The 21700-nt window shown below is 68.4% G+C and carries 23 protein-coding genes, 1 tRNA gene and 2 pseudogenes; 12 read left to right on the top strand and 14 right to left on the bottom strand.

What is annotated here, in order from left to right:
- The first annotated feature begins 59 nt into the window (after positions 1 to 59).
- From G472_RS0121125 to G472_RS0121080, 11 genes and pseudogenes are all read left to right on the top strand, one after another.
- Positions 60 to 1319, top strand: a complete 1260-nt coding sequence (locus G472_RS0121125) for a DUF5996 family protein (protein WP_029009967.1) — start codon at positions 60 to 62, stop codon at positions 1317 to 1319.
- A 38-nt stretch (positions 1320 to 1357) separates the two neighbouring features.
- Positions 1358 to 1601, top strand: a pseudogene (locus G472_RS40325) (transposase); the annotation flags it as partial.
- 2 nt (positions 1602 to 1603) lie between these two features.
- Positions 1604 to 3259, top strand: a complete 1656-nt coding sequence (locus tag G472_RS0121120) for an ATP-binding protein (protein WP_084536815.1) — start codon at positions 1604 to 1606, stop codon at positions 3257 to 3259.
- Positions 3256 to 3882 (top strand): response regulator transcription factor, encoded by a 627-nt coding sequence (locus G472_RS0121115; RefSeq protein ID WP_029009965.1) that lies wholly within the window; start codon positions 3256 to 3258, stop codon positions 3880 to 3882. The genes G472_RS0121120 and G472_RS0121115 overlap by 4 nt, the downstream gene beginning before the upstream one ends.
- Positions 3883 to 4018: 136 nt before the next feature.
- Positions 4019 to 4405 carry a response regulator transcription factor gene (locus tag G472_RS0121110; RefSeq protein ID WP_029009964.1) on the top strand — a complete coding sequence of 129 codons (387 nt, stop codon included), beginning with the start codon at positions 4019 to 4021 and terminating at the stop codon, positions 4403 to 4405.
- 124 nt (positions 4406 to 4529) lie between these two features.
- Positions 4530 to 4781 carry a DUF1427 family protein gene (locus G472_RS0121105; RefSeq protein ID WP_029009963.1) on the top strand — a complete coding sequence of 84 codons (252 nt, stop codon included), beginning with the start codon at positions 4530 to 4532 and terminating at the stop codon, positions 4779 to 4781.
- 46 nt (positions 4782 to 4827) lie between these two features.
- The gene (locus G472_RS0121100) at positions 4828 to 5517 is read left to right on the top strand and encodes a hydrolase (RefSeq protein ID WP_029009962.1); all 690 of its coding nucleotides are present in this window, start codon (positions 4828 to 4830) and stop codon (positions 5515 to 5517) included.
- Positions 5518 to 5650: 133 nt separating this feature from the next.
- Positions 5651 to 7501 (top strand): amidohydrolase, encoded by a 1851-nt coding sequence (locus G472_RS0121095; protein ID WP_029009961.1) that lies wholly within the window; start codon positions 5651 to 5653, stop codon positions 7499 to 7501.
- Between the two features lie 24 nt (positions 7502 to 7525).
- Positions 7526 to 9118: an MFS transporter gene (locus G472_RS0121090; protein WP_029009960.1), complete on the top strand. Its 1593-nt coding sequence runs from the start codon at positions 7526 to 7528 to the stop codon at positions 9116 to 9118.
- A gap of 169 nt (positions 9119 to 9287) precedes the next feature.
- Positions 9288 to 9533 (top strand): annotated as a pseudogene (locus tag G472_RS40320) (transposase); the annotation flags it as partial.
- Positions 9534 to 9727: 194 nt separating this feature from the next.
- Positions 9728 to 10453: a transposase gene (locus G472_RS0121080; RefSeq protein ID WP_029009959.1), complete on the top strand. Its 726-nt coding sequence runs from the start codon at positions 9728 to 9730 to the stop codon at positions 10451 to 10453.
- On the opposite strand, the gene G472_RS40810 is transcribed toward G472_RS0121080, so the two are convergent.
- From G472_RS40810 to G472_RS0121070, 3 genes are all read right to left on the bottom strand, one after another.
- On the bottom strand, positions 10400 to 10645 hold the full coding sequence (locus G472_RS40810; protein ID WP_425387995.1) for a DUF6538 domain-containing protein: 246 nt from the start codon (positions 10643 to 10645) through the stop codon (positions 10400 to 10402). The two genes, G472_RS0121080 and G472_RS40810, sit on opposite strands and share 54 nt — an antisense overlap.
- A 93-nt stretch (positions 10646 to 10738) precedes the next feature.
- A tRNA-Glu gene (locus tag G472_RS0121075) sits at positions 10739 to 10814 on the bottom strand.
- Between the two features lie 40 nt (positions 10815 to 10854).
- On the bottom strand, positions 10855 to 11235 hold the full coding sequence (locus tag G472_RS0121070) for a hypothetical protein (RefSeq protein WP_029009958.1): 381 nt from the start codon (positions 11233 to 11235) through the stop codon (positions 10855 to 10857).
- Positions 11236 to 11454: 219 nt separating this feature from the next.
- On the opposite strand from G472_RS0121070, the gene G472_RS0121065 reads away from it, so the two are divergent.
- Positions 11455 to 13254 carry a PHA/PHB synthase family protein gene (locus tag G472_RS0121065; protein ID WP_029009957.1) on the top strand — a complete coding sequence of 600 codons (1800 nt, stop codon included), beginning with the start codon at positions 11455 to 11457 and terminating at the stop codon, positions 13252 to 13254.
- A gap of 98 nt (positions 13255 to 13352) precedes the next feature.
- Here the strand turns inward: G472_RS0121065 and G472_RS0121060 are convergent, their stop codons facing one another.
- From G472_RS0121060 to G472_RS0121010, 11 genes are all read right to left on the bottom strand, one after another.
- On the bottom strand, positions 13353 to 13952 hold the full coding sequence (locus tag G472_RS0121060; protein WP_029009956.1) for an OmpA family protein: 600 nt from the start codon (positions 13950 to 13952) through the stop codon (positions 13353 to 13355).
- A gap of 241 nt (positions 13953 to 14193) precedes the next feature.
- Positions 14194 to 14712 (bottom strand): gamma carbonic anhydrase family protein, encoded by a 519-nt coding sequence (locus G472_RS0121055; RefSeq protein ID WP_029009955.1) that lies wholly within the window; start codon positions 14710 to 14712, stop codon positions 14194 to 14196.
- Between the two features lie 71 nt (positions 14713 to 14783).
- Entirely contained in the window at positions 14784 to 15836 is a 1053-nt protein-coding gene (gene argC / locus G472_RS0121050) for an N-acetyl-gamma-glutamyl-phosphate reductase (protein ID WP_029009954.1), read from the bottom strand.
- 117 nt (positions 15837 to 15953) lie between these two features.
- Positions 15954 to 16439 (bottom strand): 30S ribosomal protein S9, encoded by a 486-nt coding sequence (gene rpsI, locus G472_RS0121045; RefSeq protein WP_035693302.1) that lies wholly within the window; start codon positions 16437 to 16439, stop codon positions 15954 to 15956.
- A 4-nt stretch (positions 16440 to 16443) separates the two neighbouring features.
- Positions 16444 to 16908: a 50S ribosomal protein L13 gene (gene rplM / locus G472_RS0121040; RefSeq protein ID WP_029009952.1), complete on the bottom strand. Its 465-nt coding sequence runs from the start codon at positions 16906 to 16908 to the stop codon at positions 16444 to 16446.
- 183 nt (positions 16909 to 17091) lie between these two features.
- Positions 17092 to 17565 carry a PaaI family thioesterase gene (locus G472_RS34715; RefSeq protein WP_035693301.1) on the bottom strand — a complete coding sequence of 158 codons (474 nt, stop codon included), beginning with the start codon at positions 17563 to 17565 and terminating at the stop codon, positions 17092 to 17094.
- Positions 17566 to 17663: 98 nt separating this feature from the next.
- Entirely contained in the window at positions 17664 to 18194 is a 531-nt protein-coding gene (locus G472_RS0121030) for an SRPBCC family protein (RefSeq protein ID WP_029009951.1), read from the bottom strand.
- A gap of 11 nt (positions 18195 to 18205) precedes the next feature.
- Positions 18206 to 19198 (bottom strand): vWA domain-containing protein, encoded by a 993-nt coding sequence (locus tag G472_RS34710; protein WP_035693300.1) that lies wholly within the window; start codon positions 19196 to 19198, stop codon positions 18206 to 18208.
- Positions 19195 to 19767, bottom strand: a complete 573-nt coding sequence (locus G472_RS0121020; RefSeq protein WP_029009950.1) for a hypothetical protein — start codon at positions 19765 to 19767, stop codon at positions 19195 to 19197. The genes G472_RS34710 and G472_RS0121020 overlap by 4 nt, the downstream gene beginning before the upstream one ends.
- Positions 19764 to 20762 (bottom strand): vWA domain-containing protein, encoded by a 999-nt coding sequence (locus tag G472_RS0121015; RefSeq protein WP_029009949.1) that lies wholly within the window; start codon positions 20760 to 20762, stop codon positions 19764 to 19766. The genes G472_RS0121020 and G472_RS0121015 overlap by 4 nt, the downstream gene beginning before the upstream one ends.
- Complete coding sequence (locus tag G472_RS0121010) at positions 20759 to 21694, bottom strand: hypothetical protein (protein WP_029009948.1); 936 nt, start codon at positions 21692 to 21694, stop codon at positions 20759 to 20761. Before G472_RS0121010 ends, G472_RS0121015 begins: the two co-directional genes overlap by 4 nt.
- Between the last annotated feature and the right edge of the window lie 6 nt (positions 21695 to 21700).

The raw sequence follows: 21700 nt of genomic DNA, 5'->3' as shown, positions 1-21700 counted from the left end.
GCCCCGATATCGAGTGACAGACATTCGTACAGAGCGTATGCCGGAAGGAGCAAAGCGCCATGAACAGCAACTGGCCCCATCTCGACTACCTCGGTTGGCGCGAGACGTGTTCGGCTCTGCACCTCTACCTGCAGATCGCCGGCAAGTACCGGCTGGCGCATACGCCGTGGCTGAACCATTCGTGGCACGCGACCTTCTATGTCACCCCGCAGGGTCTCGCCTCCTCGCCGATACCCGACGGACCGGGCATCGAGATCCTCTTCGATCTTCGCGAGCACAGGGTCGTGGGCACCGGCGGCGAAGGCCGCCGGGCGTCGTTCGAACTCGGGCCGTCCACGGTCGCGGCGTTCCATGCGAGCTTCGTGCAGCTGATTTCACAACTCGGCGGCACCCCGACCTTCAATGGGCAACCGAACGAGGTGCCCAACCCGGTGCCATTCGCCGAGGATCATCGCGACCGGCCCTATGACCGCGATGCCGTTCAACGCTTCCATCGGGCGTCGATAGCGGTCGACAGGGTCTTCAATCGCTTCCGCACCTCCTTCCTCGGCAAATCCAGTCCCGTTCATCTGTTCTGGGGCAGCTTCGACCTGGCGGTTACCCGCTTTTCGGGACGGCGTGCGCCGCTCCACCCCGGCGGCATTCCCGCCTTGCCGGACCAGGTGGCGCAGGAGGCTTACGACCGCGAGGTCTCGTCGGCGGGCTTCTGGCCGGGTGGCGGCGGCATCGACTATCCCGCCTTCTACGCCTACGCCTATCCGGCGCCGGCCGGATACCGGGCCGCGAGCGTCCGGCCCGATGCCGCATTCTGGCACGAGGGCCTGTCCGAATTCGTCCTGCCCTACGATGCCGTGCAGTCGGCGGCCGATCCCGACGAAGCGCTGATGGCCTTTCTCGTCTCGACCTACGAGGCCGCCGCCGATCTCGGCGGATGGGACCGCGATCTCCTCGAATGCGCGCATGGACAGCCGCGCCGGGTCCGCTCCCCGGACGCGGTCCTGGCGAAGGAGGCGTCGTCGACCGGCGACGAAGAGGTTGAGCGGGAGGATGACACATCGAAAGGGCGCTATCGGGTGGTCGTCGACGGGCTTGAAGGCGTGATGACCTATAGCCGGGCCGGCAAGGGACTGATCATCATCGACCATACCGAAGTTCCAGCGGCCTTGCGCGGCCGCAAGATCGGCGAGCGACTGGTGCGCCGGGCGGTCGAGGACGCCCGCCGCGACGGGGTCGCCATCCTGCCGCTCTGCCCCTTCGCGAAGGCGCAGATAGACCGTCATCCGGAGTGGCAGGACGTGGTGCGCCGGTCAAAGACCTGATGGCGGGCCCGGACCGGGGCGGTGCCGGTCTACGCCTTTCCTTTCCGGCCCGGGTCCGGCACATCCTGTACGCCACCGATGCCGTCGAGGCGCTCAACTCCAAGCTGCGGCGGGCGGGGGCGCCCGAGGCCGTTTCCCGACCGGTAAGGTCGCCGTGAAGCTGCGTTTTCGATCTTGAATCAGGCCGGGAAAGAGTGGACCATGCCAGCGCGTGAATGGTGCATGGCCAAGGCCCGGTTCGCCGTTCTCTTCGGCGACCGCTCCGCGAAAGCAAGGGCCTGATTATGATCGATCAGCCCGCCCGCGCACGGGATTTCGGACAGTCCCGGCCTCACGCGGGGGAGAACCCTCCGTTCCTGCTCACGACGTCGTCGCCCGGCCGGAGCCAGCGGCGACTCGCGGTCTGCGTGCTGGTGGTGCTGGTCGGCGCGCTGGTTGTCACGGCGCCCTTCGCGCGCATCCCGCTGGAGAATACCGAGGCCCTGCTGCCGGCCTATGCCGCCGCGGTATTTGTCAACGAGGTGATCACCGCTTCCTTGCTGCTGGCACTGTTTTCGGTTCAGCGCTCGCGCGCGGTGTTCGCCCTGTCAATCGGCTATCTCTTTTCAGGGGTGATGGTCATTCCGTGGGCGCTCACATTCCCCGGGGTGTTCGAATCGCTCGGCCTGCCGGATGCCGGGCTGCAGAGCACCGCGGCGATTGCCACCCTGCGGCGCCTCGGCTTTCCGATCTTTGTGCTCGCCTATGCGCTGCTCGAGGATTCCGGCTCCTCGGCCCGGGTTTCGCACGGCTCGGCACGGAGCGTCATTCTTGCCGGCGTCGCCGGAGTCGTGGCAATCGCGTGCGGCTCGACCTGGCTCATCGTCACCAGCGACGACGCCTTGCCCGGATTCATGAAAGACACCAGGAACGTTGCAGCCCCCTGGCAGTACGTTCCAGCTACGGCGGTCTGTCTCTACCTGGTCGGCCTCTGCGTTCTCTGGATCCGGCCGCGCTCGGTTCTCAACCTCTGGCTGATGGTTGTGCTGTGCACGCTGCTCATCGAGATTGTCATTCTCTCCTATCTCAGCGCCGGTCTTCGCCTCAGCCTCGGCTGGTGGGCAGGACGGCTCTACGGCCTGCTCTCTGCGAGCCTGGTCCTGCTGGTCCTTCTGTCGGAGAAGACGACACTCTATGCACGGCTCGTCCGCTCGGTTTCAGCGGAGCGCCGCGCCCGCGAGGCCCGGCTTACGGCGATGGAGGCATTGTCGGCCTCGATCGCTCACGAGGTCAACCAGCCTTTGGCGAGTATGGTGACGAATGCCGATGCCGGCTTGCGCTGGCTCGGCAGGCAGAGCCCCAATGTCGACGAGGCGCGCGCTGCGCTGAAGCGCATCGTCGATGATGGCCATCGCGCCGCCAAGGTGATCGAGGGCATAACGACGATGTTCAAGAAGGGTGCACAGGAACGGGTTTCGGTGAACATGAACCGGCTCATCGAGGAGACCCTCCGGCGCTGCCGGGACGAGGCGCGGCTCGGCCGGATATCTGTTCAGGCCGAACTCGACGCGGATCTGCCGCCGGTGATGGGGAGTCCCGTCCAGCTTCAGCAGGTCATCTCGAACCTGGTCGCGAACGCCATCGACGCCATGACGGCTGTCGCCGGCCGAAAGCGTGTCATCTGCATCAGGTCCGCACGCCGGAATTCGGATGCCATTCTGGTTTCGGTGGAAGATTCGGGCACCGGGCTGGATCCCAAATACAGGGATAGGATCTTCGAGCCCTTCTTTACGACGAGATCCGACGGGATGGGCATGGGCCTCATGTTCTGCCAATCGGTCATCGAAGCCCACGGCGGGCGGCTGTGGGTGACCGACAACGAGCCGCATGGCGCGATCTTTCATTTCACGCTGCCGAGTGCCGACGATCCCCCCTCCACCGCCGGGGCTACGGTACGATGAGCACCGACCAATCCATCGTTTTCATTGTCGACGATGACCCTTCGATGCGCGCGTCCATCGAGAGCCTCCTGCGCTCCGTGGGGCACTCGACCCGGGCCTTCGCAACGACTCACGAGTTCTCCCTCGGCGAGCAACCGGACGTGCCGGGCTGCCTGGTGCTCGACGTCCGATTGCCGGGCAGGAGCGGGTTGGAGTTTCAACAGCAGCTGGCCAGGTCGAACAACCGGCTTCCCATAGTCTTCATCACCGGACATGGCGATGTCCCGATGTCCGTGACCGCGATGAAGGCAGGCGCTATCGAGTTTCTCGTGAAGCCGTTTCGCGATCAGGATCTGCTCGATGCCGTTCATAGGGGCATCGAGATCGACCGCGCGCACAGAGCGGAAGCGACGATGCTCGCCGAACTGCGGCAACGCTTCGAATCCCTCACGCCGCGCGAACGCCAGATCATGGCGCCCGTTGCCGCGGGCCGGCTGAACAAGCAGATTGCGGCGGAACTCGATCTCAGCGAGATCACGGTCAAGATCCATCGCGCCCAGGTCATGCGCAAGATGCAGGCGAATTCCCTGCCGGACCTGGTGCGTATCGTCGACAGGCTGGCTGCCGGCACCACAAAGCCCTAGGTGGCCGAAACCAGAGTATAATTGCTCCCACCCACCTGATTTTTCCATCTTTCCCGTGGCGCACCCGGCTGTTGCGCGCATGACACGGCGTCAGGCCCGGCGGAAGCCGCCGGCCGGGGCAGGGGAAAGCATGGTGATGTCCGACGACTCTCTGATCGCCGTTGTCGACGATGACGAATCGGCCCGTGAGGCGGTCGCGGGCCTCGTCAGGTCGCTCGGCTTCCTTGCCGCCGAGTTCGGGAGCGCCGCCGATTTCCTCGCATCCGATCAACGGTCGCGGACGGCCTGCCTGATTGCAGACGTGCGGATGCCGGGGGTGACCGGGCCCGAGCTCTACAGCCATCTGATGGCGTCTGGCACCCCGATCCCGACGGTTCTCATCACCGCCTATGCCCGGGAAGCGGCCCGGGATCGTGCCCTGAAGTCCGGTATCCGATGCTACCTGGCGAAGCCGCTCGATCCCGACGAGCTTCTCGCCTGCATCCGCTCGGCCATCGGCGACGGGAAGGGGCGGATCGAATGAACAACGGCATCGGCGCCCGAGCCCCGAGGAGCCGCGACCCGGCGGCTGCGGAGCCGGTCCCGGTTCCGCGATATCGGGGCTGTGGAGATTGGGAATATTCATCAGTCGCGTTGGAGAGAAAGCCATGTCTCAACTCCAGCCCTATCTCCTCTCGCTTTTCGTCGGCATCGGCATCGGCGTGATCTACGGCTTGGTTTCCGTGCGGTCGCCGGCGCCTCCGATCATCGCTCTGCTCGGACTGCTCGGCATGCTCGCCGGTGAAGCCGCCGTTCAGTGGCTGAAGGGCCACACGAACATCGTCCAGGCCTGCCTGCACGAAAAGTCCTTCGCCGTTCGTTCGCCCGACGAAGCGGCAAAGAAAAGCGACGCGGCCTGATGCGCATCGCTCGATTTTCCCATTACCCGAAAGTAGGAGGGCTCCCATGTCCGCGAAGCTCGACGTTCTGACGCCCGAGAACAGTCAGCTCATCTTCATCGACCAGCAGCCGCAGATGGCCTTCGGCGTCCAGTCGATCGACCGGCAGGCGCTGAAGAACAACGTCGTCGGTCTCGCCAAGGCGGCAAAGGCATTCGACATCCCGACCACGATCACGACGGTGGAGACCGAGAGCTTTTCCGGCCACACCTATCCCGAGTTGCTCGCGGTCTTTCCCGAAGCTCCGCTCCTGGAGCGCACCTCGATGAACTCCTGGGATGATCTGAAGGTGCGTGAGGCATTGGCCGCCAACGCCGCCGAGGGACGCAAGAAGATCGTCGTCTCGGGCCTCTGGACCGAGGTCTGCAACTGCACCTTCGCGCTGTCCTGCCTCGCCGACACCGACTACGAAATCTACATGGTGGCCGACGCTTCGGGCGGAACCTCGCTCGACGCGCACAACTACGCCATGGATCGCATGGTTCAGGTCGGGATCGTCCCGGTGACCTGGCAGCAGGTCCTTCTGGAATGGCAGCGCGACTGGGCGCGACGCGACACCTATGAGGCCGTCATGGCGATCGTGAAGGAGCATTCCGGAGCCTACGGCATGGGCGTCGATTACGCCTATACCATGGTCCACAAGGCTCCCGAGCGCGTCCCGCACGGCCCCACCGCCGCGCCCCGGCCCGCGGCCTGACCGGCTCGATCGGCACGGCTGGTCCGACGGTATCGTCGGACCAGCCGCCGGCTCTGCGCACGAATGAGCAGACCCCGGGTGCCGCTGCGGTGCTCTGCTCCCTGACGAAAGATCCGGCGCGAAGGAGAACGCCATGCCTGCCAAGGATCTGATCATCGTAAACGCCAAGGTGACGACGCTCGACCGGCAGAACCCGGCCGCAGACGCGATCGCCATCCGAGACGGCCGCTTCCTGCTCGTCGGCGAGGAGGCGGCGGTCCGTGCCGCCGCGCCGGAGGCAGCGATCATCGACGCCAGGGGACGGTGCGTCATTCCGGGGCTCATCGACAGCCATATCCACATCATCCGCGGCGGCCTGAACTACAATCTGGAGCTGCGATGGGACGGCGTGCCGAGCCTCTCCGAGGCGATGGCGATGCTGAGGGCCCAGGTCGAGCGGACGCCGGCGCCGCAGTGGCTGCGTGTCGTGGGCGGCTTCACCGAGCACCAGTTCGCGGAGAAGCGCCTGCCGACCCTGGAAGAACTCAATGCGGCCGCGCCCGATACACCGGTCTTCATCCTGCACCTCTACGATCGCGCCTTGCTCAACGCCGCCGCCCTGCGTGCGGTCGGCTACACCAAGGACACCCCCGACCCCCCCGGCGGCGAGATCGTCAGGGACGGCAGCGGCAATCCGACCGGACTGCTCCTGGCACAGCCCAACGCGACGATTCTCTACTCGACCCTGGCCAAGGGGCCGAGGCTGCCGCCCGAGTACCAGATGAATTCAACCCGCCACTTCATGCGCGAGATAAATGCGCTCGGCGTGACCAGCGTGGTCGATGCCGGCGGCGGCTTCCAGAACTATCCCGACGACTACGAAATCATCGAGAAGCTGCATGCCGACGGCCAGATGACGGTCCGCATCAGCTATAACCTCTTTACCCAGAAGCCCAAGGAGGAACTCGCGGACTTTTCCTCCTGGGTGAAACAGGTCTCGCCCGGCCAGGGCGACGACACCTATCGCCACAACGGCGCCGGCGAGATGCTGGTCTACTCCGCGGCCGATTTCGAGGATTTCCGGGTCGAGCGGCCGGACATGCCGTCGAGCATGGAGGCCGATCTCGAGCCGGTCGTCCGCCTGCTGGCAGAAAACCGCTGGCCCTGGCGGCTGCACGCGACCTACGATGAAACGATCGATCGCGCGCTCGACGTTTTCGAGAAGGTCGACCGCGACGTCCCGCTGGCGGGCATCAACTGGTTCTTCGATCACGCCGAGACGATCAGCGACCGCAACATCGACCGGATCGCCGCACTTGGCGGCGGCATAGCCGTGCAGCACCGGATGGCGTTCCAGGGCGAGTATTTCGTGGAGCGCTATGGAGCGAAAGCCGCCGAGCGCACACCGCCGATCCGCCGGATGATGGAAGCCGGCGTGCCGGTGGGGGCTGGCACCGATGCGACCCGCGTGGCCAGCTACAATCCCTGGGTGTCGCTCTCCTGGCTGGTGACCTCAAGGACCGTCGGCGGCCTCGCCCTCTATCCGCAGCACAATCGCCTCGACCGCGAAACGGCACTGCGCCTCTGGACCGAAGCGAACACCTGGTTCTCGAACGAGCAGGGCAAGAAGGGGCAGATCAAGGCGGGACAACTGGCCGATCTCGCCGTGCTGTCCGATGACTATTTCGCGGTGCCGGAAAGCGACATCGTGCACCTGCGGTCGGTCCTCACTCTTCTCGGCGGCGAGGTCGTGCATGGAGACGGCGACTATGCCCCCCTCGCACCTGACCTTCCCGCGCCGATGCCCGATTGGTCGCCGGTCGCGACGGTTGGCGGCTATCACAAGACGAAAGAAGCGCGTGCCAAGCTGGCAATGAATTGCGGTTGCGCCAGGAACTGCATCCTGCACGGGCACGACCATGCCGCAGCCCTCGGCGCCCAGGTGCCGGCTTCGGACGCCCGCACCTTCTGGGGTGCCCTCGGATGCAGTTGCTGGGCGGTCTGATTTCGGCAGAGGAAAGGAACGGCCATGAGCGAGACGCGGCCGGAGAAAGCAGCCGACCCATCCGGACCGCTCGGCTTCCCGGTCTTTCGGGCGCTCTGGATCGCGACGATCGTTTCCAATGTCGGCACCTGGATGCACGACGTCGGCGCCGGTTGGCTCATGACCTCGCTGTCGCCGAGCCCGCTGCTCGTCGCGCTGGTCCAGACGGCGACGACGCTGCCGATGTTCCTCCTTGCGCTTCCAGCCGGTGCACTCGCCGACATTGTCGACCGACGCAAGATGCTGATGGCGGCCCAACTGCTAGGCCTGCTCGCCGCGGCTCTCCTGGCGATCGTGACATTGCTGGACCTGGTGACGCCCGAGGTGCTGCTGGCCGGGACCTTCGTGCTCGGCATCGCGGCGGCACTCAGTGCCCCGGTGTTCCAGGCGATCGTGCCGGAGCTGGTGGACAAACAGGCATTGCCGGACGCCATTGCGCTGAACAGTCTCGGCGTCAACATCTCGCGCGCGATCGGGCCGGCGCTCGGCGGTGTCATCGTCGCTCTCGCCGGGACCCCGGCCGTGTTTGCGTTGAATGCGCTGTCGGTGGTGGCCGTTCTGGTGGTTCTGTTCACCTGGAAGCGCCCTCAGACGGCTGGAACCCTGCCGCCCGAGCACTTCTTCGGCGCACTGAAGGCGGGCTACCGCTACACGCGCCATTCGCCGGCGATGCGCCTTGTGCTGGTCCGGGCGGTCGGCTTTTTCCTTTTCGGCAGCGCACTCTGGGCGATGCTGCCGCTCATCGCGCGGCACGGGCTCCGGCTCGATGCCGCCGGCTACGGCGCTCTTCTCGGCTGCATGGGCGGGGGAGCGGTCGTGGGCGCGATCCTGCTGAAGCGGCTGCGCAGGACGATTCCCGCCAACGCGATATCCGTCGGGGCGACGCTGCTCTTCGCTCTGTCGACATTGGCGCTCGCCCTGGCCGCCAATGCCTGGATCGCCGGTTCGGTCATCTTCGCCGCCGGCCTCGCCTGGATCGGGATGCTGACGTCGCTGAACGTAGCGGCGCAGATGGCCTCGCCGGGATGGGTGAAGGCACGCGCGCTCGCCGTCTATCTGCTCGCGTTTCAGGGAGCGATGACCGGCGGGAGCATCCTGTGGGGCTCGCTGGCCGCCGGCACCAGCGTTCCTGCGGCACTGGTGGTGGCGGCCGTCGGGCAGGCTGCGGCCCTGATCCTGGCCTTCCGCTGGCGCCTGCCGCGGGATTCGGCCACCGATCTGGCGCCCTCGAACCACTGGGCGGAACCGGTGGTATCCGTCCAGCCGGCAGACGACCGGGGGCCGGTTCTCATCGAGATCGAGTATCGGGTCGAGCCTGCGCGACTTGCCGAATTCGTGTCAGCCCTGCGCAGGTTCTGCTCCGTGAGACAGCGTGACGGCGCCATCCGCTGGGACGTCTGGGAGGATGTTGCCGAGCCGGGCCGGGTCGTCGAAAGCTTCGTCGTCGAGAGCTGGGTCGAGCATCAGCGCCAGCACGCTCGGGTGACACGTGCCGATCAGCTGGATCAGGAAACACTCCACGATTTCCATCTGGGCGACCGGCCGCCCGTCGTTCGGCATTTGCTGAGACCACTGTGACCGACCCGGGCACGCGGGACCGGCGGTCCCGCAGACCGGCACTGCGCACACTCTGCGGCAGCATACAACGGCTTACTCCTACTGATCTACGAATTCGGAGGGGTTTTACACCCTGAAATTTCTGACGATCGGCAGGGTGCGCTCCCGGTGTTGTCTCTATTTGGTCGGGATGCCCAAACCGCTTCCGCCGACTGCCGACGCAGTGGCTTTCGATTCCTATTTGGATGAGCTTGCCGCGGCGATGCGCCGGCAGATCCTGCCGGTGATGCAGGCGCGCGGTCCGGTGCGCTTCCGGAGCATCGACGAGACCGGTATGCCCTGGAAGGGCGGGCATTCAGTCGGGGTGGCGCGGCAGTACTGCGGCGAGTTGGGCAAGATTGAGAGCTTGTTCGTAGCAGGGGCGCGCCGGCTCGCGGTGGCCGGGATGCAATTTTGGCGAGAGCCGGAGTGTTCCGGCGGGGATCGGTCTGGTAGCTCTGCTGTCCTCGTTCTGACCGCACGGATGCGCAGTTTATGGGCACCGCCGTTCGTCCCGCAAGCACCACTCCGGCCTCCCGGGACGCGTTCTCGGATATTGATGCCTTCGTCGAGAAGGTGCTGGTCTAACTGATGGCGATGGCGGCGGACGGTACGCGGCCGACCCGCCGCGGCCCCCGAGCGCCCATTACCGGAGCCGCCCTGCGCAAGACGATCATGGCCATCTGGTGTGTGTGCTTCTGCGGCATGCAATGGTGCGCCATCGGCCAGCTCTCGGGCATTCCCTTCGGCACGCTGTACGCGCTGTTCGCCCGCTGGACCCGGCTCGGGCTCTGGCGCCGCTTGCTCGACCGACTGCGCCGGACGTGGCGCTTGGCCTGCGGCGACACGGCGGAGCCGAGTTGCTTCGCGCGGGGCGTGGACGGCGGCAAGAAGATCCGCGGCGTGAAGGTTATCATCGCGGTCGAGACGTACGGCCTCCCGCTGGCGATCGATGCTGCGCCGGCCAGCGTGCATGACACCAAAGGCATCGTCCCGGTCCTGCGCCAGCTCGCCGGACGCGGGTTCCAAGGACCGGCGATCGGCGATCTCGGCTATCGCGGCGAGCGCCTCGCCAAAGCCGGGGAGTCGCTCGGTATCACGGTCCAGCCGATCGCCCGCGGCCGCGACGGGGTGTTCATCCCCAGCGAAATCGCCCGGGTCGTGGAGCGTTCCTTCAGCTGGATCAGCCGCTACCGTCGATTGGACACCATCGTCGAACGGATGAAGGAGCACCTCGTCGCGTTCGTCGAAATCGCCTTCGTCTCAATCCTCGCACGGCGCCTCAAGAGGCTCATTCTCCGGGATGTCAGCGCGTGACGTCCACGAACTGGTTCTGAGTCCGACGACCTTGGCCCGCTTCTTCGCTGCGGCCAGATCCTTCGTCTGAAGGGATTCCAGCCACTGCACCTTGCCGGCTTTCCCGTACCCGATGTGCGGACGGATTGCCGCGGGAATTGCCCGGCGGAAATACCAAACGCCCGACTTCGGATGATTATGGAGGTACGACATGGCAGCCACGATTGTATCACCCCTTCGTATCACCGGGGGTGTCAAGTAGCTGATTTTTGCGGAATTTCGCCGGATCAACCACTTGCGGGTGGTTGGCGTCCCCAAGGGGATTCGAACCCCTGTCGCCGCCGTGAAAGGGCGGTGTCCTAGGCCTCTAGACGATGGGGACCGCGTGGACGCGAGAGAACTAGCCGCACCGCGCGGACAAATCAAGGGTTTTTCTGCGCGGGCCGGCCGGGGACGATGTCGGGGCGGGGCGGGGCGCGCAGGGGGCCGAGGTCGCGCTCCAAAGCCTCGGCCGCGGCGCGGGCGGCGGCGCGGTCGCGCTCCAGGGCGTCCATGTCGCTTTGACGCTCCCCGACCGTCGGGATGTCGGTGGGCCGCGGCGGCACCGTGGCGAGGTTGGGATAAGCCGTCTCCGTGCCCGCCATGGGACGGATCGGGCTGTCGGGGATCTCGCGCTGCGGGCCGGTCAGGCTGCCGATCAGACCGCTGTCGAGGGTGCGGTCGCTGCACCCGGCGGTGAGCGCGGCGGCCAGGGCGGCGGTGACGGCCGCGGCCAGGGCCTTCGTGGCATACCCTTGTCTCATGCAACCCCCGCAATGCTGGCGCGCGTGGCCATCGGTGGCCGGAGCGACGACATGAAAACGTAACCGGACCGTTGCCGAACCCTCACGCGGGATCCGTATGGATTCCCGCGCCGCGTCCGCACGCCGGCGCACGAAGCCCGTTCAAAAACCGGCCGGGTTTGTATAAACCTGACGAAGCCCAGACCTGAAGCCCAAACTCGTCAAAAAAGGACCGCACCCATGGCCGAACACCAGGCCCCTGACGTGAAGCTGCCGGACCCCGTGGAACTCTCGCGCGCGATGACCCGCATCGCCGAGCAGAGCCAGCGTCTCGTCACCGACTTCCTGTCCCGTCAGGCCGGCGACGGCGCCGCCAAGGCGAACCCCGATCCGATGGGCGTCGGCAGCGCGTTCCTGGAGATGACGGCCCGCATGATGGCCGACCCGGCCAAGCTGATGAAGGCCCAGATGTCCCTGTGGCAGGACTATCTGACCCTGTGGCAGCGCACCACCCAGCGCCTGATGGGCCAGGAGGCGGCGCCCGTCATCACCCCCGCCAAGGATGACCGCCGGTTCAAGGATTCGGCCTGGGACGAGAACACCCTGTTCGACTTCATCAAGCAGTCCTACCTGCTGTCGGCCCGCTGGATGCAGTCCACCGTCAGCGAGGTGGACGGCCTGGATGACCACACCGCCCGCAAGGTCGATTTCTACACCCGCCAGTTCGTCGACGCCATGGCGCCCTCCAACTTCGTCATGACCAACCCGGAGGTGCTGCGCACCACCGTGGAGACCGGCGGCGAGAACCTGGTGAAGGGGCTGGAGCACCTGCTGAAGGACCTGGAGCGCGGCAAGGGCGAGCTGCGCATCTCCATGACCGATTACAACGCCTTCCAGGTCGGCAAGAACATCGCGGTCACCCCCGGCAAGGTCGTCTTCCAGACCGACCTCATGCAGCTCATCCAGTACACGCCGACCACCGAACAGGTGAACAAGCGGCCGCTGATGATCGTGCCGCCGTGGATCAACAAGTACTACATCCTCGATCTGCGCGAGAAGAACAGCTACATCAAGTGGGCGGTGGACCAGGGCCACACCGTCTTCGTGCTGTCGTGGGTGAACCCGGACGAGAAGCTGGCGCGCAAGACCTTCGAGGACTACATGTTCGAAGGCCCGCTGGCGGCCCTCGACGCGATCCGGCAGCAGACCGGCGAAGAGGACGTCAACGCCATCGGCTACTGCCTGGGCGGTACCCTGCTGTCCGCCACCCTGGCCTACATGGCGGCGAAGAACGACGACCGCATCAAGTCGGCCACCTTCTTCACCACCATGACCGACTTCGCCGAAGCCGGTGAGCTGTCGGTGTTCATCGACGAGGAACAGCTCTCCTTCATCGAGAGCCAGATGAACGAGCGCGGCTATCTCGACGGCGCGAAGATGGCCACCACCTTCAACATGCTGCGCGCCAACGACCTGATCTGGTCGTTCGTGGTGAACAACTACCTGCTGGGCAAGGACCCGTTCCCCTTCGACCTGCTGTACTGGAACGGCGATTCCACGCGCATGCCCGCGGCGATGCACAGCTATTACCTGCGCAACATGTACCAGAAGAACCTGCTGGTGCAGCCGGGGGCGCTGACCCTGGGCGGCGTGCCCATCGACCTGCGGAAGATCAAGACGCCGTCCTTCTTCCTGTCCACCCGCGAAGACCACATCGCGCCGTGGAAGAGCACCTACGCTGCCACCCAGACCTTCGCCGGGCCGGTCAAGTTCGTGCTGGCGGCCTCCGGCCACATCGCCGGCGTCGTCAACCCGCCGGCGGCGGAGAAGTACTGCTACTGGACCAACACCAAGCTGCCCAAGGCGCCCGACGACTGGCTGAAGGACGCCCAGCCGACCCCCGGCTCCTGGTGGCCGGAGTGGAACAAGTGGGTGGGCAAGTACGCCAACGGCAAGGTCGAGGCCCGTGACCCCGCCAAGGGTCCGCTGCCGGCCCTGGACGACGCGCCGGGGTCCTACGTCAAGGTCCACATCGCCTGATGCCGGCTCCGGCCGGGAACGCCCGGCCATGAAAGAGAACGGCCCCGGGGGATCGCTCCCCCGGGGCCGTTTTCATGAGCCCGGTACGGTGCCGCCGGTCACGAACTCGGCATGTTGGCGCCGCGCGGCAGGATCTGACCGCGGCGGTTGGACGGCTCGCGCACGTTCGGCCCGGTCTGGACCAGAAGCTGCGTCTCGCCCACGCCCTCGGTGGTGATGTTGGTGGCCGGCACGCCCCGGGCGACCAGCGCCTGGCGGATGGCGGCGGCGCGGCGCTCCGACAGACCCTGGTTATAGGTGGCGGGCCCGGAGGTGTCGGTGTGGCCGATCACGTGGATGCGGGCGTTCTGCCCGGTGCCCACGGCCTGCACAACGTCGGCGATGATGCGGTCGGCAGCCGGGGTGATCTCCGAACGATCCCAGTCGAAGAACACCTGATACTGCGGCTGGACCGCCGCGGCCGGCGGAGGCGTCGGCGCTGCCGCCGTCGGCGGGCAGTGATAGCTGTCCTGGTGGACGGCCGGGCCGCCCGACCCCATGACGGGGGTGTTGCCCCAGCCGATGACGGGGTTGCACCACACGGTGCCGTCGGCCGCCACGCCGGACACGACGGACGATTGGGCCATGCCCTGCGACGCGAACCCGGCGATGATCGCCGCGGACACCATCGCCAACCCGTTGCGCATGAATTTGTTCATCAGTCTTTTCCCTCCGCAATCCCTCAGCGTCTCGATGCGCGCGGCCGGCGGCAAGCCGCAGGTCTCCCGTGGCGACACCGCCGGTGCCACCTTCGACCGCGATCCCGAAACAAAGTGGGGGTTGAAATCGTTCCTGCCTATCGTACGGAAGCCCTAACGGGCTCTCCGCTTGGGCACAGCCACGGCACAGGTGACGCTTAGACCGCTCCTCCGTTCGGCTGGGCACACCCGTCCGGAGGTATTAGCAGCCCCCGTATTCGCGGGCGAGATCGACGTACAGGGCGCTCAGCCGGGCGAACTCCGCCCGCTCGGCCGCGCTCACCATGCGCACGAAGCGGGCCGGCGCGCCGGCCCACAGCTCCCCGGCCTTCACCCGCTTGCCCGGCGTCACCAGGGCGCCGGCGGCCACCATGGCGCCGGACTCCACCACCGCGCCGTCCATAATGCACGCCTTCATGCCGATGAAACAGCCGGACTCCAGCGTGCAGGCGTGCAGCAGCGCCATGTGCCCGACGGTCACCTCGTCGCCCACATAGGTCCCCTGCCCCGTGGACGAGACATGGACCACCGTGCCGTCCTGAAGGTTGCTGCGCGCACCGATGATGATGTCGTTGACGTCGCCGCGCAGCGTGCAGCCGAACCAGACGCTGCTGTCCGGGCCGATGGTCACATCCCCGGCCACCGCCGCGGTGGGCGCCACGAAAGCCGCGGGATCGATGCGCGGCCGCACGCCGCGGAAGGGCAGGATCACGCCGGACATGGGGGGAGTCTCCGCCGCGGGTTGACGGCCCCCCGCCGCCCCGGCGGCGGGCGCGGGGGACCGCTGCCACCTTACGGGAACAGGGGGGCCTGCTCCAGGCCGATGGTCTCGCCCAGGCCCATCATGACGTTCATGTTCTGCACCGCCTGGCCGGAGGCACCCTTCACCAGGTTGTCGATGACCGACACGATGATGGCGCCGCGCGCCGTGCGATCGGGGAACACCCCCATCAGGCACTGGTTGGAGCCGCGCACGTGCCGGGTGGCCGGGGCGACGCCGGCGGGGACGACGCGCACGAACGGCTCGCCCTCGTACCGGCGGGACAGGGCGTCGCGCAGGTCATCGGCGTTGGTGCCGTCGGTCATGCGCACGTAGATGGTTGCCATCATGCCGCGGTTCATCGGCACCAGGTGCGGCGTGAAGGAGACGGTGACCGGCCGGCCGGCGGCCAGCCGCAGCTCCTGCTCGATCTCCGGCATGTGGCGGTGATGGCCGACGCCGTAAGCGTTGAAGCCCTCCGACACCTCGGCGAACAGGTTCGCCTGCTTGGCATCGCGACCGGCCCCGGACACGCCGGACTTGGCGTCGATGACGATCCCGCCCGGCTCGATCAGCTCTTCCAGCAGCAGCGGCACGAGGGGCAGCAGCGAGCAGGTGGGATAGCAGCCGGGGTTGGCGACGACGCGCGCCTTGCGCACGCCCTGCCGGTTCAGCTCCGTCAGGCCGTAGGCCACCTGCGTCTGCAGCTCGGGCGCCCGGTGCTCATGCCCGTACCAGGTGGCGTACTCGGCCACGTCGTGCAGGCGGAAATCGGCCGACAGGTCGACCACGCGCAGGCTGGTGGGAATGCCCGCGACGATCTCCTGGGTGGTGCCATGGGGCAGCGCGCAGAACACCACGTCCAGCTTGTCCCACTGGACCTCCTCGATCTTCACCAGATCCGGCAGACCGCGGCCACCCAGATGGGGGAACACCTCGGCCAACGGCTTGCCGGCCTGGCGCTCGGCGGTCAGCACGTCGAGGCGGGCGGCGGGGTGGCGCAGCAGCAGGCGCACCAGTTCGGCACCGGTGTAGCCGCTGGCACCGAGAATGCCGATGCGGATCGGGGTGATGTCGTTGGCCATGGAAACTCCCTCTCGACGCGCGGGGTGCGTTGCCTGTTGGACGGTAACCGAAAAAAGGGGCGTCCCGCCCGGGACGCCCCTTTCTTTTCGACGAAGACCTGCGGGGCCGGCGCGGGCTTAGCGCTTGGAGAACTGGAAGCTGCGGCGGGCCTTGGCGCGGCCGTACTTCTTGCGCTCCACGACGCGGGCGTCGCGGGTGAGGAACCCGGCGGCCTTCAGCGGCGGCCGCAGGGCCGGCTCGAAGTAGGTCAGCGCCTTGGAGATGCCGTGGCGGACGGCACCGGCCTGGCCCGACAGGCCGCCGCCGGCGACGGTGCACAGCACGTCGAACTGGCCGGCGCGATCGACCAGGCCGAACGGCTGGTTGATCATCATGCGCAGCACCGGACGGGCGAAATAGACCTCGATGTCGCGGCCGTTGATGCTGATCTTGCCGCTGCCGGGCTTGATCCACACGCGGGCAACGGCGTCCTTGCGCTTGCCGGTGGCGTACGCACGGCCGAACTTGTCCAGCTTCGGCGCGGAGGTGTCGGCGGGCGCGGACTCGGTGCCGGCAGCCTGCAGATCCTTCAGGCTGGAAAGCGTGGTGGTGACCTGAGCCATGGAATTACGCGCTCCGCTTGTTCTTCGGGTTCATCGCGGCGATGTCGAACACGGTGGGCTGCTGCGCCTCGTGCGGGTGGGCGGGGCCCTTGTAGACCTTCAGGTGGGTCATCTGGCGACGGCCCAGCGGGCCGCGCGGCACCATGCGCTCCACCGCCTTCATGATGACGCGCTCCGGATAGCGGCCGTCGAGGATCTGGCCCTTGGAGCGCCCCTTGATGCCGCCGGGATAGCCGGTGTGCCAGTAGAAGACGTCGTCGCGGCGCTTGTTGCCGGTCAGCTTCACCTTCTCGGCGTTGACCACGACGATGTGGTCGCCGCAGTCCATGTGGGGGGTGTAGGTCGGCTTGTGCTTGCCGCGCAACATGTTCGCCAGGATGCTGGCGAGCCGGCCGAGAACGACGCCGTCGGCGTCGACGACGTACCACTTCTTGTCGATATCGGTCGGCTTCAGATTGAAGGTCTTCATCGCCACACTCGTTCGCGTGAATCGTGGATCGGCGGACCGCCGGATCCCGCGGCGCCGAAGCGGCCGGCTTTGTACGGTCCGGCCATGGGCTTGTCAACCGGAAAATACGCAATCCATTTCAAGGCGTTGCGATTACGGTATCATAGTACCGTTGCTAGAAACCCGCTGATTCCATTGCGTTTTTCACTCCGCCGCCGGATCATGGTAACCGGGTACCGTGACCCGGACGGGGTCATGGGGCGGAATCGAATAGGTGCCGGTGGCGTGGGCGACGGGCTCGTCGGAGCCCTCGGAGAACAGCAGGATCTCGCCATAGGCCAGCCGCTTGCCCAGCTTCAGCACGCGCGCCTCGCACAGCAGCGCCACCGGCGCCGGGCGGCGCAGGAAGTTGATGGTCATGGAGGTGGTGACCGCCAGTTCCACCCGGCCGATCAGGGACAGCACGGCGGCGTACAGGGCCACGTCGGCCAGGCCGAACATGGCGGGCCCGGTGACGGTGCCGCCGGGCCGCACGAAATCGTCCTGGTAGGGCATGCGCATGCGCACCCGCCCGGCCGCCAGCTCGTCGATGACGATCCCGAAGTTGCCCACCAGCGGCACACCCTCGCGGATCAGCGCTTCCAGGTCGGCCCCGGAGACGGCCGGTTCAGTGTTCATGCGATACCCTTCCCGATGCGGATGTGTTGGCCCCGCGAAGCATAGCGCAGACCATACGCCACCGCACGGCCCGAAGAGCATCCGCCGGGCGACCGGCGTCAGCGCGTCTCCAGGAACGCCTTCAGACCGTCGAGGCCGGTGCGGAAGAACGCCGTCATCGCCGTCCGCGCGGCGTTGTCGTCCATGTCTTCCGTCGGGTAGTTGCCGGTGTCCCCGCGGTAGAACCGCCCCGACCACACGACGGTGCTGCCCCCGCCGCCGGCGGGGTCGACGCTGATGGTGGCGGAATAGAAGCTGACGGGAAGGACGCTCACGTCCTCCCTGAGCAGCCGGTAGGAGAGGCGGCGCGCGGCCGCGTCGCGATCGTCCAGGCTTTCCACCAGCCCGCCGCCGTTGATGGTCAGGGTCCGGCGCAGGCCGCCGTCGGCGGCGCTGTCCGCCGCACAGTCGGTCACCATCGGGTGCCAGGACGCCAGCCCGGCGAAGTCGGCCACGACCGCCCACACCGCGTCGGGCGGGGCGGCGATGGTGACGGTCTCCTCGGCCTTCTGCGGCGTCGGTCCGTGGGCCGAGGCCGGGGACGCCGGCAGGAGGAGGAGGGCAATCACGGCAAGAACACGGATCGGCATCGGCGGGTCCTTCAGGCGGTGGGGGATCGGCGGGGGGCATGGCGGCGGGATCGGCGGCGGCGCTCCATCAGCGGCACCACGCCGTAGAGGGCGAGCAGAGCCAGCAGGGCCCCGGCGGCGGGAACGGGGCGCAGGTCGACGGCGGCGGCGATCGGGCGCACCGCCGCGGTGTCCCGCACCGCCGCCTCCAGCGCGTCGACGCCGGTGAGGAGCGCGTAGCCCAGGCCGGTGCGCTGCGCCAGATCCCGGAGATGGCTCTCGCGGACCTCGGTCAGGTGCTCGGTCCCGGCCTCGGGAACCGCCCCCCAGGGGGCGTTGCGGGGGTGCCAGCCGGGGCGCCCGGAGGCGTCGGCCGGCGGCGGACCGACGCGCGATTCATGGGGCACGTCCTCCGCCCGGACGAACCCGATCTCGCGCCCCCGGTCGTCGAAGCGCGGGATCGGCACCGGAACGGTGCCGCCGACCCCGACGAGGATCCCGCTCACGGCCCCCGCTTCGGCGTCGAATGCCGGCGGTCCGGAGGCCGGCAGGGGCGGTGCCTCGTGCCCGTCGGTCAGGAACACCAGGCTGGCGCCCAGCTCCTGCGCCAGAGCCAGGGCGCTGTCCACGCCGGAGGCGATGCGGCTGTCACCTTCCCAGGCCATGCGCCAGTGCAGGGCGGCGATGGCGCCGTCGATCGGGGCGAAGTTGGCGCAGGTCTCCACCGGCTCGAACAGCAGGAAGCTGCGCCGCTCGGTGAAGACGCCGAGCCCCGCCCGGGAGCCGCAGGGCAACCGCGCCACCAGCGTGCGCAGGGCCGCCCGGGCCGCGTCGAGGCGGCTCGCCGGCCGGCCGTTCACCGTGCCGTCGCGGGCGTTCATGCTGCCGGTGATGTCGACGACCAGCAGCAGGTCGTAGGCCGGTCGGGACACCGCGGCGGTGGGACCGGCCAGAGCGGCCAGCAGGGCGAGCATCGCCGCAACCAGCAGCCACAGGCGCAGGTCGCGCGGCGGCCCGGCCGTCACGGCAGCCCCCGCGGCAGACCGGGAAGGTCGGTCCACAGGGGCTTCGCCGTGTCGGGCCGCTGCTCGTCCTCCCCCGACCCGACCTCCGGGAAATCCCGCACCAGGCGCATGGCGACGTCGAGGTTGTGCTTGGCATCCCAGAACCCCGGGTCCAGAGCCAGTGCCCGGCGGTAATCGTCCTTGGCGATGCGGATCAGCGCCGTGGCCGGGTCGATCCGGCCCGCCTCCAGGTGCTCCAGCGCCGCGCGCAGGCCGGCGTTGGCGAGATCGTACAGCGCCGCGGCGCGCACCGCCGCGGCGTCCGCGGCCGAGATGCGCTCGACCTCGGCGCGGGCTTCGTCGAGGCGGTCGCGCTGCATCAGGAAATGGGCGCGCGCGAAGCGCACCTCCGGCACGGCGGTGTCCCCGACGGCCAGGTCCCGACCCGCCGCAAGGCCGCCGATCAGACGGTTGTCGCGGACGTCGCGCAGCACCATCACCAGCGACAGGACCAGCAGGGCGGCCGCCGCGGCGAGGAGCAGCCGGAGCACGGCCGACCGGCCGGGAAAGCGGAGTGGTCCGGTGGTCATGGCCGTGCGGCCCTCCGCGGCCGGCGCTCGGCCAGCTTGGCGAGCAGCAGAAGGAGGACGCCGGCGGCGGCCGTGGCGTAGGCGGGACCGGCGAGATCGCGGCGGGGCACCGGCTCGCGGTAGCGGATGGGGCGGGTCTCCAGCGTGGCGATGGCCTCGATGGCGGTCTCCACCGCCAGGGCACCGGTGGCCTCGAAGGCGCGGTAGGGGATGCCCAGCGTCCCGAGGAAGCGGTGAAGGTGGCGTTCCGGCATGGCCTGCGGCGTGTCCTCGCCCGGCTGCTGCGGCTCGCCGAAGATGCCGCGGCTGCCCTGCGTGCGCAGGTACAGCCAATAGAGGTGGACCGGCGTGCGCGCCGCGGCGTCGCGCAGGGCGTCCTGGACGCGGCGGTCGATGACGGCCGCACCGTCGGACACCAGCACCACCGCCGGCGCGGACCCCGGCGTCGCCCCCTCCGCCATGGAGAAGGCAAGGGCCAGCCCGCGGCCGACGTCGGTGTGGGCCAGGCCGGGCCGGTCGATGGCGTGAACCGCCGCGCGCAACGCCTCGTGATGATCGGTGACCGGCAGCACCGGCATGGGCGCGGTGGAAAATGCGGCCACGCCGATGCGGTCGTGCGGCCGGCGCTCCAGGAATTGCAGCAGCAGGCGCCGGGCGGCGGCCGACTTCGATTCCTCGTCGCCGCCCGGACGGCGGCCGGCAAAACTGTTGTCCATGCTGGCGCTGCGGTCCAGCAGCAGGACGATCTCCGCGCCGCGCCCCTCGCGCTCGACGCTGCCGGCCAGCCGGTGCAGCCCGGCCAGGGCGAGGACGAGCGAGGCCAGCGCCACCACCGCCACCAGGCGCAAACCCGCGTCGACGGCCAGCGACACACGGTCGGGCGGCACTTCCGTCAGCGACGGATGGTCGGCCGCGGCGAACGGCAGGACCAGCGCCGGCAGCAGGGCCAGCGGCGCCAGAAGCAGCACGGCGGGGGTGTCGACGGCCAGGGTCATCCCGCCTCCCTCTCGGCGGCCGTCAGACGCCGCCCCAGGGCCAGCAGGGCGGCGGGCGGCAGGCGATCGATGGCGGCCGCGGTGTCGGCACCGAAGAAGGCCAGCCGCGACGCCTCGAAGAACCGTTCGATGTCGGCGCGCAGCGGACGGAACGCCGGGACCGCGTCGAGGAGGACGGGAACGTCGTCACCCAGAACCCGCCGGCCGGCGGCGGCATCGAAGGCGCGGTGGAAGGCGAGCAGCGCCGCGCGGTAGGCGCCCGCGTCGCCGGTCATCTGCAGGTCCAGCCGGGCGACCCGCAGGGCGCGCATGAAGGGCCGCCGGGCACGGGCGCGGAACGGCCACCAGCCGCGATGCCAGGCGTTGAGGGCAAGCAGCAGCGGCAAGGCCGTCCCCGAGCCGGCGGCGGCGAGCATCCCGACCGTCCCGTCAACCGGTCGGGGCGGGACGTCCGGGCGCAGATACGGGCCGCCGCCATCGCCGCCGGCGCCGGAGCGAAGCTCGCGCAGGGGCGAGGTCAGGAAGGTCCAGGCCGGGATCACCGCCTCGGCGGAGCGTGCGCCATCGTTCAGGGTCAGGGTCAGGGAGGGGATGTCCAGCGCCCGCGGCTCCAGCGGGGCGTAGAAGGTCTGGTACTCCAGGCGCACGCGGTGGTGTCCGGCGCCGTCGCGCACCCCGCCGTCCTCCACCGCGACCGACCGCAGGTCGAGCCAGTACGTCACCGGTCCGGGCCGCGGCAGGGACGCCGTCATCACCCGGAACCCGGGGTCGGCGACGATGTCCGCCTCCAGGAGGATCGCATCGCCGATGAACAGGCCGAACGGCCGGGGACCGGCCAGCGTGACCGACCGCACGCCGGCCGCGGCAGCGGCCGGTGCGGCGACCAGCAGGATGAGGGCCAGGGCCGGGACAAGGGCGGCGGGTGTGCGCATGGCGGC

Source organism: Azospirillum halopraeferens DSM 3675, from assembly GCF_000429625.1.
Taxonomy (GTDB): Bacteria; Pseudomonadota; Alphaproteobacteria; order Azospirillales; family Azospirillaceae; genus Azospirillum; species Azospirillum halopraeferens.
The sequence above is the reverse complement of the archived record's forward strand: the minus strand, read 5'-3'. Positions and strand labels throughout refer to the sequence as shown.

Excerpts from the sequence above, each read along its gene's own strand:
- G472_RS0121020 (WP_029009950.1), bottom strand. The coding sequence starts at position 19,767 with ATGACCACCGGACCACTCCGCTTTCCCGGCCGGTCGGCCGTGCTCCGG.
- argC (WP_029009954.1), bottom strand. The coding sequence starts at position 15,836 with ATGGCCAACGACATCACCCCGATCCGCATCGGCATTCTCGGTGCCAGC.
- G472_RS0121015 (WP_029009949.1), bottom strand. The coding sequence starts at position 20,762 with ATGACCCTGGCCGTCGACACCCCCGCCGTGCTGCTTCTGGCGCCGCTG.
- G472_RS0121080 (WP_029009959.1), top strand. The coding sequence starts at position 9,728 with ATGGCGATGGCGGCGGACGGTACGCGGCCGACCCGCCGCGGCCCCCGA.
- G472_RS0121125 (WP_029009967.1), top strand. The coding sequence starts at position 60 with ATGAACAGCAACTGGCCCCATCTCGACTACCTCGGTTGGCGCGAGACG.
- G472_RS0121090 (WP_029009960.1), top strand. The coding sequence starts at position 7,526 with ATGAGCGAGACGCGGCCGGAGAAAGCAGCCGACCCATCCGGACCGCTC.
- G472_RS34715 (WP_035693301.1), bottom strand. The coding sequence starts at position 17,565 with ATGAACACTGAACCGGCCGTCTCCGGGGCCGACCTGGAAGCGCTGATC.
- G472_RS0121100 (WP_029009962.1), top strand. The coding sequence starts at position 4,828 with ATGTCCGCGAAGCTCGACGTTCTGACGCCCGAGAACAGTCAGCTCATC.
- G472_RS0121065 (WP_029009957.1), top strand. The coding sequence starts at position 11,455 with ATGGCCGAACACCAGGCCCCTGACGTGAAGCTGCCGGACCCCGTGGAA.
- G472_RS0121095 (WP_029009961.1), top strand. The coding sequence starts at position 5,651 with ATGCCTGCCAAGGATCTGATCATCGTAAACGCCAAGGTGACGACGCTC.
- rpsI (WP_035693302.1), bottom strand. The coding sequence starts at position 16,439 with ATGGCTCAGGTCACCACCACGCTTTCCAGCCTGAAGGATCTGCAGGCT.
- G472_RS0121030 (WP_029009951.1), bottom strand. The coding sequence starts at position 18,194 with ATGCCGATCCGTGTTCTTGCCGTGATTGCCCTCCTCCTCCTGCCGGCG.
- G472_RS0121060 (WP_029009956.1), bottom strand. The coding sequence starts at position 13,952 with ATGAACAAATTCATGCGCAACGGGTTGGCGATGGTGTCCGCGGCGATC.
- G472_RS0121055 (WP_029009955.1), bottom strand. The coding sequence starts at position 14,712 with ATGTCCGGCGTGATCCTGCCCTTCCGCGGCGTGCGGCCGCGCATCGAT.
- G472_RS0121010 (WP_029009948.1), bottom strand. The coding sequence starts at position 21,694 with ATGCGCACACCCGCCGCCCTTGTCCCGGCCCTGGCCCTCATCCTGCTG.
- rplM (WP_029009952.1), bottom strand. The coding sequence starts at position 16,908 with ATGAAGACCTTCAATCTGAAGCCGACCGATATCGACAAGAAGTGGTAC.
- G472_RS0121105 (WP_029009963.1), top strand. The coding sequence starts at position 4,530 with ATGTCTCAACTCCAGCCCTATCTCCTCTCGCTTTTCGTCGGCATCGGC.
- G472_RS0121110 (WP_029009964.1), top strand. The coding sequence starts at position 4,019 with ATGTCCGACGACTCTCTGATCGCCGTTGTCGACGATGACGAATCGGCC.
- G472_RS40810 (WP_425387995.1), bottom strand. The coding sequence starts at position 10,645 with ATGTCGTACCTCCATAATCATCCGAAGTCGGGCGTTTGGTATTTCCGC.
- G472_RS0121115 (WP_029009965.1), top strand. The coding sequence starts at position 3,256 with ATGAGCACCGACCAATCCATCGTTTTCATTGTCGACGATGACCCTTCG.
- G472_RS0121120 (WP_084536815.1), top strand. The coding sequence starts at position 1,604 with ATGATCGATCAGCCCGCCCGCGCACGGGATTTCGGACAGTCCCGGCCT.
- G472_RS0121070 (WP_029009958.1), bottom strand. The coding sequence starts at position 11,235 with ATGAGACAAGGGTATGCCACGAAGGCCCTGGCCGCGGCCGTCACCGCC.